The sequence below is a fragment of the Streptomyces sp. CG4 genome (genome assembly GCF_041080655.1).
Taxonomy (GTDB): domain Bacteria; phylum Actinomycetota; class Actinomycetes; order Streptomycetales; family Streptomycetaceae; genus Streptomyces.
The window spans coordinates 78781-103297 of sequence record NZ_CP163526.1; the positions used below are offsets into that span (position 1 = coordinate 78781).

Annotated in this window: 12 protein-coding genes and 5 pseudogenes; 12 read left to right on the forward strand and 5 right to left on the reverse strand. The window is 69.4% G+C overall.

The genetic code is table 11. From position 1 onward, the window contains the following. Window positions 1-2 precede the first annotated feature (2 nt). Both ltrA and AB5L52_RS45610 read left to right on the forward strand, forming a co-directional pair. Window positions 3-1100 (forward strand): annotated as a pseudogene (gene ltrA, locus AB5L52_RS45605) (group II intron reverse transcriptase/maturase); the annotation flags it as partial. A gap of 632 nt (window positions 1101-1732) precedes the next feature. Then, window positions 1733-2491 carry a hypothetical protein gene (locus tag AB5L52_RS45610; protein WP_351576067.1) on the forward strand — a complete coding sequence of 253 codons (759 nt, stop codon included), beginning with the start codon at window positions 1733-1735 and terminating at the stop codon, window positions 2489-2491. A gap of 68 nt (window positions 2492-2559) precedes the next feature. Here AB5L52_RS45610 and AB5L52_RS45615 read toward each other — a convergent pair whose 3' ends face one another. Beyond that, window positions 2560-3180: a hypothetical protein gene (locus AB5L52_RS45615; protein WP_369369134.1), complete on the reverse strand. Its 621-nt coding sequence runs from the start codon at window positions 3178-3180 to the stop codon at window positions 2560-2562. A gap of 179 nt (window positions 3181-3359) precedes the next feature. After that, a complete protein-coding gene (locus AB5L52_RS45620; RefSeq protein WP_351576070.1) occupies window positions 3360-4016 on the reverse strand; it encodes a phospholipase A2 in 657 nt (218 codons plus the stop codon). A gap of 404 nt (window positions 4017-4420) precedes the next feature. Between AB5L52_RS45620 and AB5L52_RS45625 the strand changes: the two are divergent. Then, window positions 4421-5796, forward strand: a pseudogene (locus tag AB5L52_RS45625) (IS1380 family transposase). Between the two features lie 118 nt (window positions 5797-5914). Here AB5L52_RS45625 and AB5L52_RS45630 read toward each other — a convergent pair. Further along, window positions 5915-7095: pseudogene (locus AB5L52_RS45630) on the reverse strand (IS3 family transposase). A gap of 146 nt (window positions 7096-7241) precedes the next feature. On the opposite strand from AB5L52_RS45630, the gene AB5L52_RS45635 reads away from it, so the two are divergent. The 5 genes and pseudogenes from AB5L52_RS45635 to AB5L52_RS45655 form a co-directional block, all read left to right on the forward strand. Then, entirely contained in the window at window positions 7242-7541 is a 300-nt protein-coding gene (locus AB5L52_RS45635) for a hypothetical protein (protein ID WP_351576073.1), read from the forward strand. A gap of 384 nt (window positions 7542-7925) precedes the next feature. Continuing rightward, the gene (locus AB5L52_RS45640; RefSeq protein ID WP_351576114.1) at window positions 7926-8258 is read left to right on the forward strand and encodes a putative quinol monooxygenase; all 333 of its coding nucleotides are present in this window, start codon (window positions 7926-7928) and stop codon (window positions 8256-8258) included. A 22-nt stretch (window positions 8259-8280) separates the two neighbouring features. Then, a pseudogene (locus AB5L52_RS45645) lies at window positions 8281-8915 on the forward strand (MBL fold metallo-hydrolase). A gap of 57 nt (window positions 8916-8972) precedes the next feature. Beyond that, window positions 8973-9731, forward strand: a complete 759-nt coding sequence (locus AB5L52_RS45650; RefSeq protein ID WP_369369135.1) for an IclR family transcriptional regulator — start codon at window positions 8973-8975, stop codon at window positions 9729-9731. Between the two features lie 65 nt (window positions 9732-9796). After that, a pseudogene (locus AB5L52_RS45655) lies at window positions 9797-11026 on the forward strand (SpoIIE family protein phosphatase); the annotation flags it as partial. Between the two features lie 51 nt (window positions 11027-11077). On the opposite strand, the gene AB5L52_RS45660 reads toward AB5L52_RS45655, so the two are convergent. Then, window positions 11078-13651: an ABC transporter permease gene (locus AB5L52_RS45660; protein WP_369369136.1), complete on the reverse strand. Its 2574-nt coding sequence runs from the start codon at window positions 13649-13651 to the stop codon at window positions 11078-11080. Window positions 13652-13693: 42 nt separating this feature from the next. Next, window positions 13694-14509 (reverse strand): ABC transporter ATP-binding protein, encoded by an 816-nt coding sequence (locus AB5L52_RS45665; protein WP_351576082.1) that lies wholly within the window; start codon window positions 14507-14509, stop codon window positions 13694-13696. A 212-nt stretch (window positions 14510-14721) separates the two neighbouring features. On the opposite strand from AB5L52_RS45665, the gene AB5L52_RS45670 reads away from it, so the two are divergent. The 4 genes from AB5L52_RS45670 to AB5L52_RS45685 all read left to right on the forward strand — a co-directional run bounded on the left by AB5L52_RS45670 (window position 14722) and on the right by AB5L52_RS45685 (window position 24517). Beyond that, window positions 14722-15396: a response regulator transcription factor gene (locus tag AB5L52_RS45670; RefSeq protein WP_351576085.1), complete on the forward strand. Its 675-nt coding sequence runs from the start codon at window positions 14722-14724 to the stop codon at window positions 15394-15396. Window positions 15397-15485: 89 nt separating this feature from the next. Beyond that, the gene (locus AB5L52_RS45675) at window positions 15486-16562 is read left to right on the forward strand and encodes a HAMP domain-containing sensor histidine kinase (RefSeq protein WP_351576088.1); all 1077 of its coding nucleotides are present in this window, start codon (window positions 15486-15488) and stop codon (window positions 16560-16562) included. A 124-nt stretch (window positions 16563-16686) separates the two neighbouring features. Then, window positions 16687-16848: a hypothetical protein gene (locus AB5L52_RS45680; protein WP_351576091.1), complete on the forward strand. Its 162-nt coding sequence runs from the start codon at window positions 16687-16689 to the stop codon at window positions 16846-16848. A gap of 616 nt (window positions 16849-17464) precedes the next feature. Further along, window positions 17465-24517 carry an SDR family oxidoreductase gene (locus AB5L52_RS45685; RefSeq protein ID WP_369369137.1) on the forward strand — a complete coding sequence of 2351 codons (7053 nt, stop codon included), beginning with the start codon at window positions 17465-17467 and terminating at the stop codon, window positions 24515-24517.

Sequence of the window (24517 nt, forward strand, 5' to 3'; positions counted from 1 at the left end):
CCATGCCGACCGTCACCGACCGCGTGGTCCAGGCCGCACTGAAACTGGTGCTGGAACCGATCTTCGAGGCTGGGTTCCTGCCGGTCTCCTACGGTTTCAGGCCGAAACGGAGAGCACACGACGCGATCGCCGAGATCCAGATGTTCGGCACCAAGGGCTACAGATGGGTGCTGGACGCCGATATCGAGGCGTGCTTCGACTCGTTCGACCACACGGCCCTGATAGACCGGGTGCGCAAACGGATCAAAGACAAGCGCGTGTTGGCACTGGTCAAGGCGTTCCTCAAGGCCGGCGTCCTCACCGAGGGCGGCGGACGCGAGGAGACCTACACCGGTACTCCGCAAGGCGGCATCCTTTCACCCCTGCTGGCCAACATCGCCCTGACCGCGCTCGATGAGCACGTACACGGGCCGTGGCTCCAAGGAGGAGAACTGTCCACCCAGGGCAGGCGGGCCAGCCGTCGCAGAAGGGGACTGCCGTGCTGGCGGATCGTCCGTTTCGCGGACGATTTCGTCGTCATGGCCAACGGTCACCAGAGCGACGTGGAGAACCTGCGCGAGGACATCGCCGATGTGATCAGGCCCCTCGGGCTGCGGCTGTCACCGGCCAAAACCCGGGTGGTCCACATGGCGGACGGCTTCGACTTCCTGGGGTTCCACATCCAGTGGCGCCGCAAGAAGGGAACGAGCACATGGCACGTCTACACCTTCATCGCGGACCGACCCGTCCGACAACTGAAGGAGCGTATCCGGGCCCTGACACACAGATCGTCGCAGCAGAGACCAGCCCACGTCATGACCAGGCTCAACCAGATCATGCGCGGGTGGGCGAACTACTTCAAGCACGCGGTATGCAAACACACCATGTCGGCCTTGGCGCATTTCGTATGGCGCAGGGTCGTCACGTGGTGGCGCACGCTGCACCGCTGGAACGGGACGGATGTCTACCGCTGGCTCCACGACCCGGCAACGGGCCGCTGGAAGAGCCCAGTCGTGGAGGGGACCGAGCTGTTCAATCTCGCAGCAGTCCCCATTACTCGGTATCGCTACCGAGGAGTCGTCAAGATCCCAAGCCCATGGCCCCTGCACAACCACGCCTGACAGCAGAAACCGTGGAGAGCCCGGTGCGGTGAGAGTCGCACGCCGGGTTCGGTGAGCGGCCTGGGGAAACGGGTCGGCGGCAACGCCGAAACCGCGCCCCAGGCCGACTCTACATCCGCTGATCCACGGCAGGGAGCCGACAGCCGTCGGGCGAGCTCCGGCATCCTCGCCTCATCCGATACCGGATGACCGGTGGTGCACGACGTATAGCCCAGTGGGAGCCGAGGCCATACTCGACCACCGGGACTGAGAGATGGCGACACAAGGGACAGGGCCCGGTAACGAGCGTGTCATCCGAGGCCCGACCCCCGCGCGTGGCGCTGGTCGTCATGGGACACAACGACGAGGTCGCCGCCGGGGGGGGGACCAACACAGCGACGGCCCCGACGCCGGGCGGGAGTCGAGGCCGTCACTACACGAAACCGGTGGGGACCGATTCACATCACTGACACGCGTACAACGCGTTGCGCGGACGAAGGTCACTGCCAAAACTCTGCGCCGCACTGACATCTACTCTGCGCCCAACAGGTGATGTCGCCGCGCGTGACCATTTCAGTGACGGCGTCCGCCTAGTCGGGCCGGAGGATCTCGCGCCTCGGGGTGACGGTGCCGGCCGCCCATAGGATCGGCAGATGATCAGACGACCTCCTTCGCCTCCCCCCTCCGTGTGCTTCGATGTGCCCGACGGGCACGGTGTCATCGAAGTGACCGGCGACGAGAGTGGCAGCCTGCTCCTGCTCGCCGGCGACCCGGTGTTCCTGGAAGCCAGCGACGGCCGCGGCAGCGTGGGCTGGCTGGCCGCCCGCGCAGGCACGGGCAGCCCCAGTCTCTCCGAGGTCAAGTACCTCACCGACTGGCTCAGCGCCCCCGGCCTCGTACCCGATCCGCGCACCGGCCAGGCTGAGCCACCGGATCCGGAACGCCTGCGCCCGCTGCTGTCACTGCTCGCACCCGGACGGTACGTGATGACGGCCGCGCTCGCTCCGCACCAGCTGCGAGTTATCCACCCGCGCGCCCTCCAGGTCCACCACTGGTACGCCGACGAGGAACTCGCGCTGGTGACCACCGACGCGTGGCCACCCCACGACCACAGAGCGGTGCGCGGCTATCGCGACCGTATCCGCGCCGGGCACGACCTGCCCGCGCTGGTCGCACTGTTCCCCACCCCCGACAGCTGCGTGGGCTACCTCCTCGACGGACACCACAAACTCGCCGCGTACCAGCACGCGGGGACCCCTCCACTGATCATCAGGCTGACCCCCCAAGTACCCCGCCCCCTCCGGCACGACGACCTCAACCGAGCCCGAGCCGCATTCTCCGACATCGCGCCCCCGCATCAGGACGACGCACTGGACAGCGTCCTCGCCGACATGCAGACGGAATCCGCCTGACTCACATGAGCGCTGCGGCCCTCCTCACGGCCACTGCCCGTTCGCTCGGTCCCCGCCGATGCATGGCGTCAGGCCGCCAGCCCGAGCTTGCTCAATGCGGTGGTCCAGTCGGTGACAATGGCGTTCTGCGCTGCCTTGAGCGTGACCTTGCCGGAACAGACAGCCGTGTGCAGCTTCGTCTCGACCACCGGGTCCTTCAAGTTGTTCACCCCCGAACCCGGCTTATGACCCGGGTCGGCCGGCTCCACCCACAGGTTACGGGAGTCGTTCGGGTCACCGCCCAGCTGGAGGCTGAGGAGATGGTCGTACTCGGCGTCCTTGAAACTGCCCTTGTAGCCGTACGAGGCAGCGTTCAGCTGCTTCTCCTTGCCTGTAACCGCCTCCGGCGGCCGGATCCCCTTGGTGTAGCCGCCCTTGCGGCAGATGGTCGTGGCCAGATTCGCCTGCGTCACCGCCGGCGAGGTGGCCCCCGGCGTGCACTTGGGATCCGGAAGCGGCTCACCCTTCTCATACCGGTAGTGACAGCTACCCGCAGGCGGCTGCTGCTGAACCGTGTACGTCGTCTGCGGCCCCGCACCCTGAGGGATCTCCCCCACCGGCCCCGCGGCCGCCGCCGAACCCGACGGCCCAGCCGACGCCCCGTTCTTCCCCGCCGTGCCCCCACCCGAACCCGAACCGGACGACGCCACGGTCGGTCGCCACGGCGCCAGGTGGGGCGAGTGCGAGGGACTCCAGCTCTGTCTTCGCACAGCGGTGTTGCGCTCCCTCGCCCCGTGCGTACAGCCGATCCCTTGGACCACCGCCAGATCAGTCGAACAGGAACCCTGTTCGACTGATCAAGCCTGCTATGTGGCAAGCGGACGCCCTCTTACCGTTCACCGTCCGAGGGCTGGAACGCACCGTCGGGGTGGTTCTGGCTGTCGAAGGGGCTGCCAGAGCTGCCGTCGAAAGCCGGGAGGTCGTTGACGAAGCTCGGGAGGTTGGTGCCGACGGCGACACCTCCGCTGAGCGGTTCGCCCTGCACAGGGCTGGTCTTGCCCTCGTTCTCGAGTGTGGTTAGGTCCGCGTCGAACTGCCGGTTGGCATCACTCATGCTGTCTTCGTTCCACCGGCCGTTCGTTTGGAGGGTGCGATAGGCGACGTCGTGCCGCTTGCAGGCGATTTCCGCAGCACCGCCTCTCAGGACATCGCTTGTGGAGCAGCCGTCAGCGTCCCACCGGATGCCGTTGTCGTCGATGACCTCCGGCCCAGCCGGTGGCTTTATGGGGTTGGGCCCCTGGCTTCTAGTGGGGTTGTTCTCCTGCTCTTCCTGCGCGAACTGGTCCAGTGGTTCGTGCATGATGCGGTTGAAGTTGTCCACGCTGAACTGACTGTTGGGGAAGCTGACGCCGGAAGGAGAAGGAGCGTCGTCCGCGTAGGCGGCGGACGTGGCCCCGAGGAGCCCGGTGAGGCTGAGGGTAGCGACGGCAGCGCCGGCGGAAAACCGCTGGCCCATACGTCGGGTTGGCGCACGGTGCTTTGGCATGATCTGTCTCCTTTGCTGGATCACTTGCCAGCGGGAGTGCCGGCCGGCTCGTCCAGTCGGTGTAGAAGCATGAGAAAGCACAGGTCAGAGGTGTAACAAGCGCTGGCGGTATGTCCTGGGGCCAGGCCTGTGGGGGCACGTCTTCACGCCCCGGGGGGCCAGTCCCGATACCTGCGGAGCGCCTCGCGTACAGCTACGGCCACGGTTCTGCGCTTGGGGGCACGGCATCCGCTCGGCGTGGAGAACCGAGCAATAACTGCGAGTACCAATCACATCGAGGTCGCTCTCGCCCCGATGTATGTCCCTCGGTATCGTCGTGGTCGTGTCCCAGAAAGTGCCTCTGACCAGCGAGAATGAGGATTGCTGAGGTCCTTGTTCCCGTCACCGCCGGAGGCACTTTCCAAGTGAAGAAGCGTATCGGGTCCTACCCGCGTGTCCGCGTCGAGGGCGGCGGTCGTGGGGTCGTCTCGCAGGCCGGGGCCATGCTGCTGGTCGAGACGATCCGCAAGTCCGGTCTCGACACGGCGATATCGGCGGCGCTTGAGCCGTGGCGGAAGGCCCGGGCGGTGCACGATCCGGGCAAGGTCCTGCTGGATGTCGCGCTCGCGGTGGCACTCGGCGGGGACTGCCTGGCCGACGTGGGCTTGCTGCGGGCTGAGCCGGCCGTGTTCGGGCCGGTAGCCTCCGACCTCACGGTCTCCCGGCTGATCAACACGCTGGCGTCGGGCGGACGGCGGGTCCTGGCAGCACTGCGCACCGCCCGTGCTGAAGTACGCGAACACGTATGGCGGTTGGCCGGTGAAGCAGAGCCGGACGCGGGCGGGCAGGTGATCGTGGACATCGACGGCGTCCTCGTCCTGGCCCACTCCGAGAAGCAGGACGCAGCCGTGACCTGGAAGAAGACGTTCGGCCACCACCCGCTGATGGGATTCGTCGACTACCGCCGCAGCGGTCCGGCGAGCCGGTCGTGGGCCTGCTGCGGCCCGGCAACGCGGGCTCCAACACCGCCGCCGACCACATCGAGGCCACCAGACTGGCCCTGGCCCAGCTGCCGAAACGGTTCCGGCGCGGCCGGCAGACGCTGATCCGTACCGACTCCGGTGGCGGCACCCACGAGTTCGTCGCCTGGCTCGCCCAGCGCGGAAGGTGGCTGTCGTACTCGGTCGGCATGACCATCACCGACGCCATCCACCAGGCCGTCCTGAAGGTCCCGCCCGCGGCCTGGACACCGGCCGTCGAACCCGACGGCGACATACGCGACGGCGCCTGGGTTGCCGAACTCGGCGGCGACTGCCTGACCGGCTGGCCCAACGGGCTGCGGCTGATCGTGCGGAAGGAACGGCCGCACCCCGGTGCCCAGTTGCGCTTCACCGACGCCGACGGCATGCGGTTGACCTGCTTTGCCAGCAACACAGCGGGCGAGGCGATCGCCGCCCTTGAACTGCGCCACCGCCAGCGTGCCCGTGCTGAGGACCGCATCCGCGCCGCCCGCGCCACCGGCCTGCGCAACCTTCCCCTCCACGGCGCCGCACAGAACCAGATCTGGCTGGAGATCATCCAGATCGCCTTGGACCTGCTGGCCTGGATGCCCCTGCTCGCTCTCACCGGCAAGGCCCGCCTACGGGAGCCCCGCCGCCTTCGGCTTCGGCTGTTCTCCACCGCCGCGCAGCTCATCACCACCGGCCGGCGCCGCTACCTCCGCCTGGCCAGGCACTGGCCCTGGGCCGACGTAATCAGCGATGCCCTGGACCGGCTCCACGTCCTCCCGAACCCCGGCTGACCGGCACGTTCCCGTCCCTGCGAGCGGCACCACTCCGACCGGAGCCGTGGAACCCGGCGCACACCCGACGCGACAACCGGGCCGTCGGGGCCTTCCCCGTGACCGTGGACACCGGTTGTCATGCGGCGATAGCCAGCGTAGTTGATCGCTGCTCGTAGGCGATCGGGCTGATCTGGCCGAGGCGGGAGTGCCGTCGGCGGGTGTGTTGTAGCGGGTCGCCCATCGGAAGACCGCGAGACGGGCCTCACGGGCCCCGTTCCACCGTTTCCGTCCCTGCAGCGTCTCGCGTTTCATGGTCGCGTTCAGGCTCTCCACGGTGGCGTTGTCCGCGCTCGTGCCCACCGCGCCGCGTGATCTGGTCACGCCGAGGTCCGAGCAGACCTGGGCGAACTCCTTCGACACGTATTGAGCTCCGTTGTCGCTATGAAAGATCACCCCGCGCTGGCCCTCGGCGCCGCGGGCCGCCGCGGCGGCCCTGAGCGCGTCGGTGACCAGCTCCGTGCGCATGTGATCGGCGATCGACCAGCCCGCCAGCCACTTCGAGCAGAGGTCCAACACCGTTGCCAGATATAGGAATTGGCCGCCTCCGATCGGCAGGTAGGTTATGTCGCCCACATACTTGGTGTTCGGCGCCTGGGCGGTGAAGTCGCGCCGCAGCAGGTCCGGCACCGGTGTCGCCGACGGCTCGGGAATGGTAGTGCGGACCTTCTTGCGCAGGTGCAGCCCGACGATGTTGAACTTGCGCATGACGCGCTCGACGCGCTTGTGATTGACCCGCTCGCCGCCGTCCCGGAGCTCGGCGGTGACGCGCGGTACCGCGTAGGTGCCGTCCGATTCCCGGTGGATTTCACCGATGCATTCTGCGAGCTCGGCGTCCGCCTGGGCCCGGGCGGCCCGTGCGTCCGCGCCAGCCAGCCACCGGTAGAAGCCGGACCGCGAGACCTGCAGGATCCGGCACAGCCACTTGACGTCGAAGACGCCACGGTGATCGTCGACGAACTGGAAGCGGCTGCTCACCAGCTGATCTCAGGCGTAAAATACTTCGCGGCCCTCCGCAGGATCTCCCGCTCGAGCTCGAGTTCCTTCACCCGCGCCCGCAGCTGCCGGTTCTCCTTCTCCATCGCCGTGGCCTCCACCGCCCCGGGCCGGGCGGCCTGCTCGGCGTCCCGCACCCACGCGCAGCGTCTCGTGGTTGATGCCCACGTCCTTGGCCACCGAGGCGTACGTCCCACCCGGGCTGGCGCGGTACAGCGCGACGGCATCGGCCTTGAACTCAGGCGAGTACTTCGACGTCCCCAACGGGAACTCCTGTCCTATGGATCTTCACGATCCAATGATCAGGGTGTCCACGATCAAGGGGCAACGCCCTTGAGGCTCAAAGCAACGGAAGGAAGCTGCCGTCGAACGCGTGGATGGCGATGTGCCGCCTGGGCTGGACTACCTCCGTGGCGGATGGTGTGAAGGCCAACGACCGGATCGTGCGCATGGCCCAGGAGCAGGCCGGGCGCGCTCTGCGGTCAGCGAAATGGCGTGCCGACGTGGCTGGCTGGGGCCTGGCCGCCTGGCCTGCCGATCCGAAGAAGCGGATCTACGGAGAGTGGGATGCGGTACGCGAGGCGATACCGGGCGGCGAGTACATGCCGTCCGGCATCATTCGCTCCCGCACCCGGCAGATCACTGCCTTTGAACCCTTCTCATCCTGTGGTTCGCAGCTGATGACGAGGCGCTGGTGGGGGTTCGTTTGACGCGGCAGGGCTCCTGGTCGTTCGGTTGGTGATCTCACTCCTCAACGCCCGGACAGGAGTTTCAATGACCGAGTCAAGCCGCCTGGGCGACCGGCTGGCGGGGGTGAAGGTTCGCCCGTCGTTCAGGAGCGCCCGGAGCACGTTGACCCGGCCCCGCCGGCTGGGACTGCCCGAGTCACGCCTTTGCGGCTGGCAAGGGACCCCCGTTTCCAGCCTGGATGGAATTGCAACGCCGGACATTTCCAGCAGAGGGCAGCGGTGGGGCAGGGTGAAAGAGCTGGCTCACCCGGAGCGGCACCCGTCACCGCACGGACCGTTCCCGGTTCTCCCGCGCAGCAACTTGCCGGCAATCCACCCACACGACCTACCAGCGAAAGAGCCATGATGATCTTCATCACCGTGAAGTTTCCCGTCCGTCCCGAGCGGAGTGCGGACTGGATGGACCTTGTCGACGACTTCACCCAGGCCACCCGACGGGAGCCGGGCAACCTGTTCTTCGAGTGGTCCCGCAGTGTGGACAACCCGCACGAGTTTGTCCTCGTTGAGGCATTCCGCGATGCCGATGCGGGTCGTGAACACGTCGAGTCCGCGCACTTCAAGCAGGCCACGGAGGCCATGTCGTACGCCGTCGCCGCAACCCCGAAGATCGTCAGTATCGAGATACCCGACCGCGAGGGCTGGGACCTGATGGGAGAGGTCTCTCCCCGTGAGGCATGACGACACCTACAGCGGCGGAGCGGTGACAGTCGACGGCCCGCCAGCCGTGCGCAAGCTGGCAGCTGTGACCATTACGAAGGTCGCGGTCGGCCCGATGGACAACAACGCCTACTTGCTGCGCAACCGAGCCACCGGCCAGCAACTGCTGATCGATGCCGCGCATGACGCCCCACGCTCCTGCGTCTGGCCGGTGACCGCGCCCTCTGCGCAGTAGTTACTACACACTCGCACGAAGACCACTGGCACGCACTGCGCGCGGGCGTTGACGCGACGGTGGCGAGGACTCACGCTGGTAGACACGATGAGGACGGCATCCCCGTGCCCACCGCGGTCCTCGTCGATGACGGGGACAAGATCTACCTGGGCCGCATCGAACTCGTCGCTTATCACCTTGCGGGGCACACGCCAGGCTCCATCGTCCTGCTCTACGACGATCCGCAAGGGCCCCACCTTTTCACCGGGCACTGCCTATTTCCTGACGACGTAGGCAACACCTTCAACGATTCGGCCGCCTTCGCCCGCCTCCTCCACGGAGTGGAAGCCACGACCTTCAATCGGCTGCCCGACACCACCTGGGTCCATCCTGGCCACGGCCGGGACACCACGGTGGGCACGGAGCGGCCCCCCTTGCAAGAATGGCGGGAACGGGGCTGGTAGCCGACTCGACCGGGCACAGGCGTACAGAACCAAGACGAACGACAAGGAGAAGGCGCCATGCCAGGTCAGACCGGGCCGCGGGCAGCGGAGCGCACCCTTGAGGTGCTGGAACTCGTCGCTGACGCGGCCGGGCCAGTATCGGCCAAGGCCCTGGCCCGCAGTCTCGGCTGCGCGCTGTCCACCCTGTACACCCTGCTCACCCCACTCACCCAACGGGGATACCTGGTACGCACAGACGGCGGCTACGTACTCGGCTACCGGGTCCCCGCCCTGCACCGCTCATTCCAGAACCAGATGGGTGTGGACGACGGCATCGACGGGCTGCTGGCGCGGCTGCAGCACGCCACCCGCGCCTCGGCCAACTACGTGGCCTTCCAGGGAAACGGCCTGGTGATCGCGGATGTCAGGACCGCCACCCCCCGAGGCAAGGAGCAACCTGCTCTGGGCGTCGGTATCGACCCGCGCACCCACGCCTACGCCCACGGCAAGATCGCACTGGCGGCTGCGAGCCCGACAGCCCGCCGCCGATACCTGGAACAACCCGGTCTACGCCGGTTCACTCCGCACACGATCGCGTCCGCCACACGACTCGACGAGGAACTGCGGCGAATCCGGCGCTTCGGAGTCGCTCTGGACGTTGAGGAGGCCCAGCCAGGACTGGCCTGTCTGGCAGCGCCCGTACTCGGTACGGATGGGACCCTGATCGGGTGTGTTGCCCTGTCCGTCCATCCGGATGAACTACGCGTCAATCAATCGGTGTTGATCGCCACCGTGCGAGGAGCCGCCCAGGAGGCCACGCAAGTCAACCACCACTGAGCTTGTTCTTGAGCTTGATGTAGCCGTCGATGCCGACGGCCGCCAACTGCACCTGATGGCCGACTGCGCAGGAACTCGCCGCCCGCGCGTCGATCTGCATCGACAACGCCCGCCGCTACACCCGCGAACACAACACCGCCGTCACCCTCCAGCACAGCCTCCTGCCCGGCAGCATGCCCGAGCAGAACGCCCTCGACGTCGCCCACCGCTATCTGCCCGCCCAGGCCGGCGTCGGGGGCGACTGGTTCGATGTCATCCCTCTGCCCGGCGCACGCGTCGCCCTCGTTGTCGGCGATGTCGTCGGCCACGGCCTGCACGCCGCTGCCACCATGGCCCGCCTGCGCACCGCCGTACAGAATTTCTCGGCCCTCGACGTGTCACCCGACGAGCTCCTCGCCCGCCTCGACGATCTCGTCATGCGCCTCGACCAGGAAAGCACCGCGGCCGGACGCGAACCCGTCATCATGGGTGCCACCTGCCTCTACGCCATCTACGACCCCACCACCGGCATCTGCGACCTCGCACGCGCAGGCCACCCCCTGCCGGCCCTCGGCCACCCCGACGGCACCGCGGACTTCCCCAGCCTCCCCGCCGGCCCCCCGCTCGGCCTCGGCGGCATGCCCTTTCAGGCCGCCCGGCTCCGCCTGCCCGAAGGCAGCAGCCTCATCCTCTACACCGACGGTCTCATCCAGGACCGCCACCGCGACATCACCACCGGCCTGACCGCCCTGCACACCGCGCTCGCCCACCCCGGGCGCACACCACAACACACCTGCCAGGCCATCCTCGACGCCCTGCCGCCCACACACGACAGCGACGACATCACCCTGCTCGTCGCCCGCACCCAGCGCCTGGCCCCGGAACACATCGCCCACTGGGACATCCCCTCCGACCCCGCCGCCGTCTCCCACGCCCGGGCCAACACCACCCGGCAGCTCGCCGAGTGGGGCGTACCGGAAGCCGCGTCGGCCGGCGTCGAGCTCATCATCAGCGAACTGGTCACCAACGCCATCCGCTACGGCACCGCCCCGATCACCCTGCGCCTGCTGTACGACCGGGTACTCACCTGCGAAGTCTCCGACACCAGCAGCACCGCACCCCACCTTCGCTACGCAGCCGAAGACGACGAAGGCGGCCGCGGCCTTTCCCTCGTCGCACGCCTCTGCGAACGGTGGGGCACCCGCTACACCCCCAACGGCAAGGTCATCTGGGCCGAATGCTCCCCGTACACCGCCGAAGAACCGTCACCGGAACCACACCTGCTGATCAATATCGATGACATCCCCGAGATTTGAACCGCCCCGGTTCGAGTGGAGTGACGGGTCCACGACCATGACCGAGCCCGGTCACTGGGCGGTGATGGACGTCAGTATCTTCAGCCGGGAGGCGCGGTGGGCCGGCCAGAGTGCGGCTAGCACTCCGACCACGAGGGCGATCAGGAAGAATAGCCCGAGCCGGTCCCAGGGCAGTGCCATTGCGTAGGTCGGCAGCGCCTGGCCTGCCAGCTTGCCGCCGGCCCAGGCAATGAAGACGCCCACGCCGATGCCGAGGACCGCGCCGAACAGTGAGATCACCACGGACTCCAGCCGGACCATCTGCCGGATGCCGGAGCGGGACAGGCCGATGGCGCGCAGCATTCCGAGCTCGCGGGTGCGCTCGAAGACCGACATGGCCAGGGTATTGATGACAGCGAGGACTGCGATGACCATGGCCATGCCCAGTAGCCCGTACATCATGTTGAGCACGGTGTTGGCTTCGCCGGCCTTCTCGCGGCGCAGGTCGTCTTTGTCCTGGACCTTGAGCAGCGGGCTGTTGCCGAGTGCGTCACGGATTTCCTTCTCGAGCCCGTCCGCCTTGCCGCTCGCGGCCTTCACCAGGATCTTGCTGTCTTTGACGGGCTTGGGGAGGTACTGGTCGACCAGGGCGGTGTCGGCGAGCATGTCGCCGGCGATCTGGTTGTCCTGGTATATGGCAGCGACCTTCAGGTCCCGGATGGAGTTCTTGCCCAAGAAGAAATCGGCCTTGAGGGTGTCACCGATCTTCCAGCCCTTCGCCTTGGCCTTGGACTGCGACACCGCGACGTCTTCGCCGTGCAGCGAGTCGGACGAGCCGCTGACGAAGTGGAGGTCGGTGACCTTCTGGAGCTGGCCGAAGTCCGTGGCGGTCATCTGGCCGTACTTGCCGTCGTTCCCGTAGGCGACGGACCGGATGCCGGCGGCGCCCACCACGCCCGGGAGGTGGGCGACCTGCCGGGACATCTTGGGGTCCAGGCCCTCGTAGTAGTGGGTGGTGATCTGGAAGTCGCCCTTGAAGTCCTTGGCGACGGCCTTGTCCAGGGTCTGCTGTACGGATGCGCCGATCACCGTCATGCCGGTGATCAAGGCGAGACCGATCACGAGTGCTGAGGCGGTGGCGGCCGTGCGGCGGGGGTTGCGCAGCGCGTTCTGCTCGGCCAGCTTGCCCGTGATGCCGAACAGGCGAGTGGTGGCCTTGCCGGCCAGGGCGATCAAGGGGCGGGACAGCAGCGGGGCCAGGATGACGGTGCCGGCCATGATCAGCATCGCGCCGGTCATGGCGGGGGTCAGGCCGGTGAGATCCTGCAGAGTGGACGCGTACAGCATGATCGCTACGCCGAGGGCGGTGACGGCCGCGCCGATGGAGTTGCGCAGCACCAGGCTGCGCGGGGCGGGCGGCGCCTCGGCGGTGCTCAGCGCCTCGACGGGGGCGATCTTGGCGGCCTTGCGAGCCGGCAACCAGGCGGCCAGGACGGTCACCGGCACACCGACGGCGAGCGAGGAGAGCACTGGTGCGGCGCCGATGACCGGCGGGCCGTCGGGGAGGCCGGCACCGGAGGCGTTCAGCAGGGGGCGCAGCCCGAGGGCGATACCGGCGCCTAGGGCGAAGCCGATGGCGGAGGAGACCAGGCCCAGCAGGCCCGCCTCCGCCAGTACCGAGCGCATCACCTGGCGGCGGGAGGCGCCGATGGCGCGCAGCAGCGCGATCTCACGGCTGCGCTGGGCGATGAGCATGGTGAAGGTGTTGACGATGATGAACATACCGATGAACAGTGCGATCCCGGCGAAGGACAGCAGGGTCCTGGACATCGCGTCGCTGTCGGCGGCGATCATCTCGGCCTCGACGGCGGCCAGTTCGGTGCCGCTGGTGGCCTTGGCGCGGTCCTTGGGTAGGGCCTGCTGCACCTTCGCGGTCAGCGCAGGGTCGTCGGTGCCGGGCGTGGCCGCCAGCACCAACTCGTTGTACCGACCGGGGCTTGCGAAGAGTTTCTGGGCGGTGGCGGTGTCGAACAGTACGAGGTCGGCGCCCGCCGTCACCTTCGGATCGTCGGTGCCGACGAGCCCGACCAGCTTCTTGTGCAGGGTCGGGCCGTCGATAGCGAGGCGGACCGTGTCGCCGATCTTGTAGCCGCCGGCCGCCGCGGTCTTGGCGTCCAGCGCGATCTCGTCGTCGTCGGCCGGACCGCGGCCTTCCTTCAGCGGGTACGTGCCGTCCTTGCCATCTTTGCCGGGAACGTAGTTGGTGCCCTTGTTGCCCTGATCGTCGCCCAGCAGTTGGTTGTCCTTGCCCACGAGGTAGACAGTTCCGGTGGCGGTGGAGCGTACAGAGGCCACACCGGGAAGTGCGCGGAGTTTGTCGGCCAGCTGATCGTTGAGCACGGAGGCGGGCTTACCGTCCGCAGGCTCCTTCTCGGAGCGGGCGGCGTCGGACGGCGGCCTGCTGTCGGTTACGGAGACGGCCACGTCCTTCAGGCTCGTGGTCATGGCGTTCTGGTACGCGCTGCTGACGGTGTCGCTGAAGATGAGCGTGCCGGAGACGAACGCGGTGCCGAGGACGACCGCGAGCGCGGTCATCATCAAACGGGCTTTGTGCGCGAAGAGGTTGCGCAGGGCGGTACGGAGCATGGTGGTGTCAGTCCTGGGGTTGCGAGGTCTGGGGCTCGGTCGTCAGCTCGTACGGCCCTTGGAGTCGAATCGGCGCATCCGGCCCAGGACGGCGTCGGCGGTCGGTTCGGGAAGGTCGTCGACGATCCGGCCGTCGGCGAGGAAGATCACACGGTCCGCGTAGGAGGCGGCGACCGGGTCGTGGGTGACCATCACGATCGTCTGCCCCATGGCCTGTACAGACTTGCGCAAGAACCACAGCACCTCGGTGCCGGAGCGGGAGTCGAGGTTCCCGGTCGGCTCGTCGGCGAAGACGATTTCGGGCCGGGAGGCGAGGGCGCGAGCGACCGCCACACGCTGCTGCTGGCCGCCGGAGAGCTGGGCGGGGCGGTGGGACAGGCGGCCGGACAGGCCCACAGTGTCAATGACCCGGGTCAGCCACTGCCGGTCGGGTTTGCGGCCGGCGATGTCCATGGGCAAGGCGATGTTCTCGGCGGCGGTCAGCGTCGGTAGCAGATTGAACGCCTGGAAGATGAATCCGATCTTGTCGCGACGCAGCCGGGTCAGCTCCTTGTCGCCCAGCGAGGACAGCTCCACCTCGCCGATGCGGGCCGAGCCGGAGGAGAAGGAGTCCAGGCCGGCCATGCAGTGCATCAGTGTGGACTTGCCCGAGCCGGAGGGACCCATGATGGCGGTGAAGCGGCCGCGGCCGAACTCCACGGACACCGAGTCCAGGGCGACGACGCGGGTCTCGCCCTGGCCGTAGACCTTGCTCAGATCTGTCGCGCGGGCGGCGACGGCCGCGGTGGCGCGGAGGGGGAAAGAGGAGGCGGCCGCTGTACCGGCAGGGGCAGGGGATGAAGCTTCCTGGTCCGGCATCGCATGCATCGTTGGCTCCTGGAATCGCATTCACGGCGTGCGCCGAGGGGTGAAACCACCAGTGAAGAGCGGGCCACGTTGCATGGGAGTCTCGATTTCTCGATACGTTCCCGATATGCGCGTACACGTTTAATGGAGCCTGGCAGCGGACACCGCCGCAGATGCGGAAGGATCGACGCGGGTCGGATGGCAGCAGATGCAGGAGAGGCCGTATGCGAGTGCTGGTGGTCGAGGATGAGCTCTACCTCGCCGAGGCAGTGCAGGCAGGGCTACGGCTCGAGGCGATCGCCTCCGACATCGTCGGGGACGGCGACTCGGCCCTGGAGCGGCTGAGCGTCAATGAATACGACGTGGTCGTTCTCGACCGGGACATCCCCGGCACACACGGTGACGACGTATGCCGCATCATCGTTGAACGGCAGCTGGGATGCCGGGTTCTCATGCTCACCGCCGCAAGTCATCTTCGGGAGAAAGTCGCCGGATTCGAGGTAGGCGCCGACGACTACCTGACCAAGCCGTTCGACTTGAAGGAACTCGTGGTACGACTGCGCTCACTCGCCCGCCGCCCGCGCCAGAGCACACCTCCCGTTCTCGAATACGCGGGAATCCAGCTCGACCCATTCCGACGGGAAGTCTTCCGTTCAGGACGCTACGTGTCGCTCACCCGGAAACAGTTCGCCGTCCTGGAAATTCTGATGACCGCACGAGGCGGCGTCGTCAGCGCGGAAACACTGCTGGAACGAGCCTGGGACGAAAACGCGGATCCCTTCACCAACGCCGTCCGCATCACAATCTCCACACTGCGCAAACGACTCGGCGAACCGTCGGCCATTCACACGGTGCCCGGCGTCGGCTACCGCCTTGACGAAGCGAGCCAGGACCAGTGAACAGCACGGCGACAGGCCACGAGACCACGTCAGGGCCGACCGCACAGCCCCCGGTCCCGACCTGGCGCCCGCGGCGCCTGACCGCACGCATGAAGCTCACCCTCAGCTATGCGCTGTTCCTCGTCGCCGCCGGCGCCGTCACGCTGGGAATCATTTACCTGGCCATGCGCTACATCCCCACCTATCCGCTGACCGCCGCGAACCCACAGGATTCGACCAGCATCGCCTCCCGCTCGACGATCCTGAATACGCTGGTGGCCGTCTCGTCGTTCGCACTCCTGTTCCTGGCGGCCATCGGCCTGGGAGGCGGCTGGGTGATCGCGGGCCGAGTGCTGCGACCGCTGCACGAGATCACCCAGGCAGCACACCGCGCCGCCAACGGCTCCTTGGACCACCGCATCGGGCTGAGCGGCCGGCGCGACGAATTCACGGACCTGTCCGACGCCTTCGACCACATGCTCGGCCGCCTGCAGCAGTCCTTCGAGTCCCAGCAACGCTTCGCCGCGAACGCCTCGCACGAGCTGCGCACCCCGCTCGCCATCACGCGCACCATGCTCGACGTCGCGACAGCCGATCCCGCCGGCCAGAACTACCCTCGGCTCATCACCCGGCTGCGCGACACCAACCAGCGCGGCATCGAGATCATCGACGCTTTGCTGCAGCTCTCGACCCTCGGGCACACCCCGCTCACCACACACCCGGTCGACCTGGCCGGCCCGGCCGCCGAGGCCATCGCCATCACACGCGAAGAGGCCGAAACCCGCGGCATCACGATCTCCACCGACTGCCGCCCGGCCCTCGTCACCGGAGACAGCGTGCTGCTGCGCCAACTCGCAGTCAACCTTCTGCAGAACGCCCTGCGGCACAACCTCGCCACAGGCGGATCCGTCTCGCTGACCACTGGGCCCGACCCTCTCCGCCGCGGCCGCGCACTGCTGACCGTCACCAATACCGGGCCGCAGCTGCCCGACACGGTCGACACCTTCATCGAGCCCTTCCTGCGTGGCAAAGGGCGCATTTCCGGCGCCCACTCCGGGCACCGCGGACACGGCCTGGGACTCTCCATCGTCGCGAGCATCGTCGACGTCCACGGAGGCGATCTCCACCTGACCCCCAACCCCGACGGCGGGCTCACCGCTCGAATCTCACTGCCCACCCACGGATAGCGCCGCCGCAGGACGATGCCGACCAGCGCGATCCCCCCGGGGGCCGATGGGGGCACTGCACGAGGACCCAGCGCTACTGCCGGACGAGGTGGAGGAGATCCTGCGCTAGGCGTATCCCAACCAGATGGCCATCCGACGCTTCCCGGCCGGGGACGTCGACATCGGCGGCACCAGGATCCCTCTCGGCGACACCGTGATGCTGTGCATCGCCTCCGCCCACGCGACCCGCAGCGCTACCCCGAGCCGGACCGCTTCGACATTCACCGCACGGACAAGGCCCAGCTGACGCTGGGACACGGAGCCCACTACCGCCTGGGAGCTCCCCTCGCCCGGCTGGAAGATCCACACCGCAACTGGGCACCCTGCTGCGACGCTGCCCACAGCTCGCCCTCGACATACCTGCGGGCCAGCTCCGCTGGCGGCCGAACTTCCGCAGCCATGCCCTGAAGAAACTGCCGATCACAGCCGGCTAACTCCCTCAAGCCCCCCGATTCGTGCGAACCGTTCCCTCCGCAACCGCACAAACCGGGTGCCCGAGGTCCTTAGCACGGTCTGTTCTGCGGGCATCCGCTACGTACTTCGATGTATCACGCACGCCTCTCGCTGCCCCTGTGCAAGCAGACGCGCCGATTGCGTCCTCGAGCGACCAATCTCTCTGCGGAGTACCCGTGACAACTGCACCAGTGACCATCCTGGGGATCAGTCCGTTTGGTGAACCCGACCCGAGACTCGTCGCTGCCGTCTGCCGGGCCGGTGGGCTCGGTGTGCTCGACCTCGGGAGGGGCGACCGGCGGGCGCGAGAGGCACTGAGCCTGGTCCGGCAGTGGGTACCGGGGCCGTTCGGTGTGCGTATGGGCGCGGGTTGCCTCCTCTCCCCCGCTGATCTGGGGGAGGCCGGGGGCGTGGACACGGTGCTGCTAGCCGCGGATTCGCCCCTGCGGCCGGGTGACCTCGGGGCCGGCCACCGGGTCCTGGTCGAGGTCACCAGCCGCGAGGAGGCGATCGCGGCCGCGAGCGCCCGGGCGCACGGCCTGGTCGCCCGTGGTCAGGAGAGTGGCGGGCGGGTCGGTGAGCTGAGCACCTTTGTGCTGCTCCAGCAGCTGCTGGCGGACGGGGAGTTGACCCTGCCCGTCTGGGCCTGCGGCGGCATCGGGCCGCACACCGCCGCGGCCGCGGTGGTCGGTGGAGCGGCGGGAGTCGTCCTGGACACCCAGCTGGCGCTGCTCGAAGAGTCCGGGCTCGCGGAGGAGGTGGCCGCGGCGGTACGGACGATGGACGGCTCGGAGACGGTCGTGGTGGGCGGCCACCGGGTGCTGCGCCGCCGCGGGCCGCGCGCGCCGATGCCGGAGGACCCGGCCGAGGTGGCTGGCCTGCTCGGCGGCCGGGACCTGCATACCCAGTTGCTCCCGGTCGGGCAGGACGGCTTCCTGGCCGCCCGCTTCGCCGAGCAGTGGAGGGATGTCGGCGGTGCGGTCCGCGCGGTCGGCGCCGCCGTCGTGGATGCGGTGCGGGACGATGCGGCGTCGAACGCGCTGCGCGGTGACTCGCCGCTGAGCCGGTCGCTGGGCACCCGGCTGCCCATCGCGCAGGGGCCGATGACCAGGGTCAGTGACCAGGCGCGGTTCGCCTCGGCCGTGGCCGAGCACGGTGCGCTGCCTTTTCTGGCGCTGGCGCTGTCCGGTCCGGAGCAGACGCGGACCCTGCTGGAGCAGACCCGTGCCGCGCTGGACGGCCGCCCCTGGGGCGTGGGCGTGCTCGGCTTCGCTCCCGAGCAGATCAAGGCCGCGCAGCTGGAGCTCATCCGGGAATTCCGGCCACGTTGCGCCATCATCGCGGGCGGCCGTCCCGCGCAGGCGTCCGCGCTGGAGGAGGCCGGCGTCGCAACGTTCCTGCATGTCCCCTCGCCGGGGCTGCTCAGACAGTTCCTGGGTGCCGGTGCGCGCAAGTTCGTCTTCGAAGGCTCCGAGTGTGGTGGTCACGTCGGGCCGAGAAGCAGCTTTGCGCTGTGGGAGGCCCAGATCGCGGTGCTCAGTGAGTTCCTGGACGGAGCCGAGGGAGCCGGGGGCATCGATCCCGGCGAGCTGAGGGTGTTGTTCGCTGGTGGCATCCATGACGAACGGTCATCGGCGATGGTGGCCGCGCTCGCCGCTCCGCTGTCCGCCCGTGGGGTGGCCGTGGGGGTGCTCATGGGAACCGCGTATCTGTTCACCGAGGAGGCGGTCGAGCACGCAGCGGTGCGGCCGCTGTTCCAACGGCAGGTGCTGGCAGCGCGGCGGACCGAGCTGCTGGAGACCGCGCCGGGCCACGCGACGCGCTGCGTGCGCAGCCCCTTCACCGCGGGCTTCGCGGGCGTCAAGGACGAGTTGCGGTCCCAGGGTGTCCCGGACCGGCAGGCGTGGGAGCAGCTGGAGCGGCTGAACGTCGGGCGGCTGAGGGTCGCCAGCAAGGGAGTCGAGCGGGTCGGCGGGGACCTGGTCGAGGTGGACGAGGAACGACAGCTCGCCGAGGGCATGTTCATGGCCGGTCAGGTGGCGGTGCTGCGTTCCGAGGTCACTACGGTCCCCGCCCTGCACGAGTCGGTCAGCACAGCGGCCGCCGAGTTCTTCGCCGAGCGCGCGGCACAGCTGCGCGACCGGTTCGGTGTCGCCCCGCCCTGCGACGACGCCGCGGCCGCGGACCCGGCCACGGGACCGGCCGCTGCCCCGGAGCCGCTGGACATCGCCGTGGTCGGGATGTCCTGCATGTTCCCCGGCGCCGCGGACCTGGCCGACTACTGGGCGAACGTGGTGGCGGGAGTCGACGCCGTCACCGAGGTGCCCGCCGAGCGGTGGGATCCGGCGGTCTATTACGCACCCGAGGCGGACAGCGCCCACACGGAGTCCAAGTGGGGCGGCTTCCTGCCGGACATCCCCTTCGATCCCTTGCGCTACGGCATCCCGCCCTCCTCGCTGGGCAGCATCGAGCCGGTGCAGCTGCTGGCGCTGGAGGCGGCGCGGCGGGCCCTGCGGGACGCCGGTTACGAGGGGCGGGACTTCGACCGGTCCCGGGCCTCCGTGGTGTTCGGGGCGGAGGCGGGCAGTGATCTGTCCAGCGCCACCACGCTGCGCAACCTGCTTCCGGCCTATCTGGGGGAACTGCCGGCCGGGCTGGACGCGCAGTTGCCCAGGCTCACCGGGGACTCCTTCCCCGGGATGCTGGCCAATGTCATCTCCGGCCGGATCGCCAACCGGCTCGACCTGGGCGGTGCGAACTATACGGTCGACGCGGCCTGCGCCTCCTCGCTGGCCGCGGTGGACGTGGCCTGCAAGGAGCTGTCCGCTGGCACCAGCGACCTGGTGCTGTGCGGCGGCGCCGATCTACACAACGGAATCAACGACTACCTGCTGTTCTCCTCGGTGCACGCGCTCTCACCGACCGGCCGCTCCCGCACCTTCGACGACGCGGCCGACGGCATAGCCCTCGGCGAGGGCGTCGCCTGCCTGGTGCTCAAGCGACTGGCGGACGCGGAGCGGGACGGGGACCGGGTCTACGCGGTGATCAAGGGCGTCGGCAGCGCCAGTGACGGCAAGTCGCTGGGCCTGACCGCCCCCCGCCCGGAGGGGCAGCGCGCGGCGCTGGAACGCGCGTACCGCAACGCCGGGATATCGCCTGCGCAGGTCGGCCTGATCGAGGCGCACGGCACCGGGACCGTGGTCGGCGACCGCGCCGAGCTGAGCACCCTCACCGAGGTGTTCACCGAAGCCGGGGCGGCACCGGGCAGCTGCGCGCTCGGCTCGGTCAAGTCGCAGATCGGGCACACCAAGTGCGCCGCGGGTCTGGCCGGTCTGATCAAGACCGCCATGGCGCTGCACACCGGGGTCAAGCCGCCCACGGTCAACCTGCGGCAGCCCAACCCGGCCTGGCAGGAGGGGACCAGTCCGTTTGTGTTCCACACCGCGGCGCGGCCGTGGGCGGCGCCCGCGGCCGAGCGGGTCGCCGGGGTCAGCGCCTTCGGATTCGGCGGCACCAACTTCCACGTCGTACTGCGGGCCTACGACGGGACGCCGCCGCCGGTGCATGCGCTCGGGGCGTGGCCGGCCGAGCTGTTCGTCTTCCGGGGCGCCGACCGCGCGGACGCCAACCGTGCCATCGAGCAGCTGCTGAAGCTCGTCGAGGCGAACGACCTGGGCGGTGGTCCTTGGCGGTTGCGCGATTTCGCGGTGACCGCGTCCCGCCGCTGCGACACCTCTGAACAGCCCGTTCAGTCCGCCGTGGTGGCCGGTGACGTGGCTGAGCTGGCCGGGCTGCTGCGACGGGCACTCGCCGGCGAGCACGACCCGTCGGCGGGGGTCTTCGCCGCCGGGCCGGCCGACCGGGGAGACGGGGGCGGCTGGGCCAGGGGGATGGGAGCGGACGACCCGGAAGACCACGGCAATGAGCCCAGGACGGCTGGAGCGGATGGTCCGCAAGACCGAGGCGACCGGGCCAAGGTGACGGGAGCGAACAGCAGAGGCGAGGGACCAGGCGACGGGCCCGGCGTGGCGTTCCTCTTCCCCGGGCAGGGCAGTCAGCGGCCGGGAATGCTCGCCGAGTTGTTCGTCGCGTTCCCGGAGGTCCAGCGGTACCTCCAGCTCGGCCGCGAGTGGACCGGCCTCCTCCACCCGCCGGCCGCCTTCTCCCCCACCGTCGCCGCCGAGCAGCGGACCCGGATCACCGACACCAGGGTCGCGCAGCCGGTGCTGGGCATCGCTGGGCTGGCCGTGCACGAGCTGTTCGGCCGCGCCGGTGTACGCCCGGACATGGTGGCCGGGCACAGCTACGGCGAACTGGTCGCGCTGTGCGCCGCTGGGGCCTTCGCCCCCGCGACCCTGCTGGAGCTGAGTGCGGAGCGGGCCGAGGCGATCCTGTCCGCCGCCGGTACGAACCCGGGCACCATGGCCGCGGTCGCGGCCGGAGCCGCGGAGGTATCCGGGCAGTTGACCGCGGACGGCCTGGCGGACCAGATCGTCGTCGCCAACCACAACGCCCCCGGGCAGACGGTCATCTCCGGGCCCGTCGAGGCGGTCGACGCCGCAGTACGGGGGCTGCGCGCGAACGGCTACGGCGCCAAGCGCATCCCCGTGGCCTGCGCGTTCCACAGCCCGCTCGTCGCCGGCGCCAGCGAGCGGTTCGCCCAGGCGCTGCTGGAGCGGCCGGTACGCGAACCCGAGGTGCCGGTGTGGTCCAACCGCACGGCGGCGGTCTATCCGGGACGGCCCGAGGACGTACGGGCCGAGCTGGCCGCCCAGATCGGCGCACCCGTGCGCTTCGTGGAGCAGATCGAGCAGATGTACGCGGCCGGTGCCCGCGTCTTCGTCGAAGCGGGCCCCGGCTCGGTGCTCACCGGTCTGGTGTCCGCGATCCTCCGCGACCGCCCGCACACCACGGTGGCCTGCGACACGCCGGGCAGGCGCGGCCTGCACGGTTTCCTGGGCGCGCTCGCCCAAGCCGCGGTCGCCGGTGTGAGGGTGCGCACCGGCTGGATGTTCCACGGCCGCGACGCCACCGAACTGAGCCGCGCCGCCGCACTCGAACTACCCGGCTGGACCGTCAACGGACAGCTGGTACGCACCCGTGACGGCAGCCCTTGGCCCGGCTCGCTCATGCCGGCCCGACGTATCCAGGAGATAACCGTGACCAAGGCCGAGGGCGGCAGCGCCGTCGCCGACCGTGACCAGATGATCCACGACTTCCTGCGCGCCAGCCGGGAGATCGTCGCCGCGCAGCGCGATGTGCTGCTCACCTACTTCGGCGGCGCGCCGGGCGGTCCGGTCACCGCGCCGCCGGCCCCGAACGCACCAGTCGCCGCACCGGTCGCTGCGCCGCTCCTCCCGGCCGCGCCGGCGGTGCCGGTCTTGTCCACGACGCCGGTGCCCGAGGCCGCCCACCCGGCCGCCCCGCCGACGCCGGAGCCGTCTTCGGCCGCCGCATCGGGACCACAAGGACTGCCGACCGAGGCGGATCTACTGCGGACCGTCCTGGATATCATCAGCGAACGCACCGGCTATCCGGTGGACATGATCGAGCCTCAGCTCGATCTCGAGGCGGAGCTGAGCATCGACTCGATCAAGCGGATCGAGATCGCCGGTGAACTGGCCGCTCGTCTCTTCGCCGGTGCCCAGGGCGGGCCGGGGACCTCCCAGCTCGACGATACGGAGCTGGAGGTGCTCTCCAAGGCCCGTACGGTCGCTCGCATAGCCGAGTTGCTGTCCCAGCGGCTGAACGGCGCCGAGCAGCAGGGCCGGGGCGGCCAGGACGCCCCGGCCCAGGCGAGCCCGAAGCTGCCAGCCCCCGGCCAGCCGGGCCCGGATCAGACAAGCCCGGCCCAGGAACACCCGGCGCACGAGGACCCGGAGCACCACCGTGCGCAGGACCCGGTCGGCCGTCCCGCTCCCGCATCCGTGGTCGCCGAGGCGCCGGTCCGTATGGTGCTGCGGCCCGTCGCTCTCCCCGAGCCGACCGCGGAGGCCACCGCCCTCGCTGGCAGGCGGTTCGCGCTGCTGGGTGAGCGCGGTGCCGTGACCGAGAGCCTGTCCGACCGGCTCGCCGCCCACGGCGCGGAGCCGGTCGTCCTCGACCCGGGGCATCTGCTCACCGATCAGGACGGGCCCTGGGACGGCGTGCTGCATCTGGCGGCGCTCAGGGATGGCGAGGGCCCGCTGCTGCCGGATTCCTTCCCGGTGTTCCAGGCCGCGCTGGGTCGCGGCCCCCGATGGCTGATCGCCGCCGCCCGAAGCACGGCGCCGGGTGGGGCAAGCGCGGCACCGGATGCGGCCGCGGGCGGCACGCCGGGCAACGCCGCCTCGCTCGACGGGCCGGCGGACGGGCTGCGGGGCATGTTCCGGACCATCGTCCAGGAGTATCCGGACACGGTCGCCAGGGTGGTCGAGGTCGCCCCGGAGGACTCGGCGACCGACGTGGCGACGGCGCTGGTCGGCGAACTGCTGTCCACCGAGCGCGCCCCGGTCGTACTCCGGTCCTCCGGCGGGCGGTACGGGCTCGAACTGGTCGAGGCCAGCCTCGGTCCACTGGGCGACAGGGGGGCCGGTCCGGCCGGAGACGGCGCGGCTGAGGCCGCCGCCATCGGTCTGGACCGCGACTCGGTGATTTTGCTGGTGGGTGGTGCGCGCGGCATCACGGCACGGTTCGCCGCGACGTTGGCGTCGGCCGCCCGCTGCCGGATCGAGCTGGCCGGCAGGACCGCCGCACCGGTCGGCCCGGAGGACCCGGCCACCCGGTCGGCGTCCGACAGCACCGCGTTGCGGGCCGCCCTCGCGGCTCAGGAACGCCGTTCGCCGGCCGAGATCGAGCGGGCCGTCGCACAGATCCTGGCGCAGCGGGAGATCCGCGCCACCCTCGAGCAACTGGGCAGCCTGGGCAGTGCGGTGCGGTACCACTCGGTGGACGTCCGGGACGCCGAAGCGGTGCACCGGCTGGTCAAGGAGATCCACGCCGAGCACGGCCGGCTGGACGGCGTGGTCCACGCCGCCGGGGTCATCGAGGACCGGCTGCTGGCGCAGAAGGAGTTCGAGTCCTTCCGCAGGGTGTTCGACACCAAGGTGGACGGCGCGCGCACCCTGCTGGAGGCCATGGCGGACCTGCCGGACCGGCCCAGGTTCGCGGTGCTGTTCGGCAGCGTCTCAGCCGTCGTGGGCAACCGCGGCCAGGTGGACTACGCGGCGGCCAACGACGCCCTGCAGAGCCTGGGCAGCCGATGGGCCGCGCAAAGAGACCACCGGGCACTGACGGTCCACTGGGGGCCGTGGGCGCCCACCGGCGAGCACGACGGCATGGTGACCCCGCAGCTCGCCCGGGAGTACGCCCGCCGCGGGCTGAAGCTGATCGACCCCGAGGAGGGGACGCTCTGCCTGCTGCGCGAGCTCGCCTGGGGCGAGGAGTCGGCGGACGCCGTGGTCTATACGGGATCGGGTTGGTGA

Coding starts and splice junctions, on each gene's coding strand:
- AB5L52_RS45610 (WP_351576067.1), top strand. CDS start 1,733: ATGATCAGACGACCTCCTTCGCCTCCCCCCTCCGTGTGCTTCGATGTG.
- AB5L52_RS45620 (WP_351576070.1), bottom strand. CDS start 4,016: ATGCCAAAGCACCGTGCGCCAACCCGACGTATGGGCCAGCGGTTTTCC.
- AB5L52_RS45680 (WP_351576091.1), top strand. CDS start 16,687: ATGGCCATCCGACGCTTCCCGGCCGGGGACGTCGACATCGGCGGCACC.
- AB5L52_RS45675 (WP_351576088.1), top strand. CDS start 15,486: ATGAAGCTCACCCTCAGCTATGCGCTGTTCCTCGTCGCCGCCGGCGCC.
- AB5L52_RS45660 (WP_369369136.1), bottom strand. CDS start 13,651: ATGCTCCGTACCGCCCTGCGCAACCTCTTCGCGCACAAAGCCCGTTTG.
- AB5L52_RS45650 (WP_369369135.1), top strand. CDS start 8,973: ATGCCAGGTCAGACCGGGCCGCGGGCAGCGGAGCGCACCCTTGAGGTG.
- AB5L52_RS45640 (WP_351576114.1), top strand. CDS start 7,926: ATGATCTTCATCACCGTGAAGTTTCCCGTCCGTCCCGAGCGGAGTGCG.
- AB5L52_RS45665 (WP_351576082.1), bottom strand. CDS start 14,509: ATGCCGGACCAGGAAGCTTCATCCCCTGCCCCTGCCGGTACAGCGGCC.
- AB5L52_RS45670 (WP_351576085.1), top strand. CDS start 14,722: ATGCGAGTGCTGGTGGTCGAGGATGAGCTCTACCTCGCCGAGGCAGTG.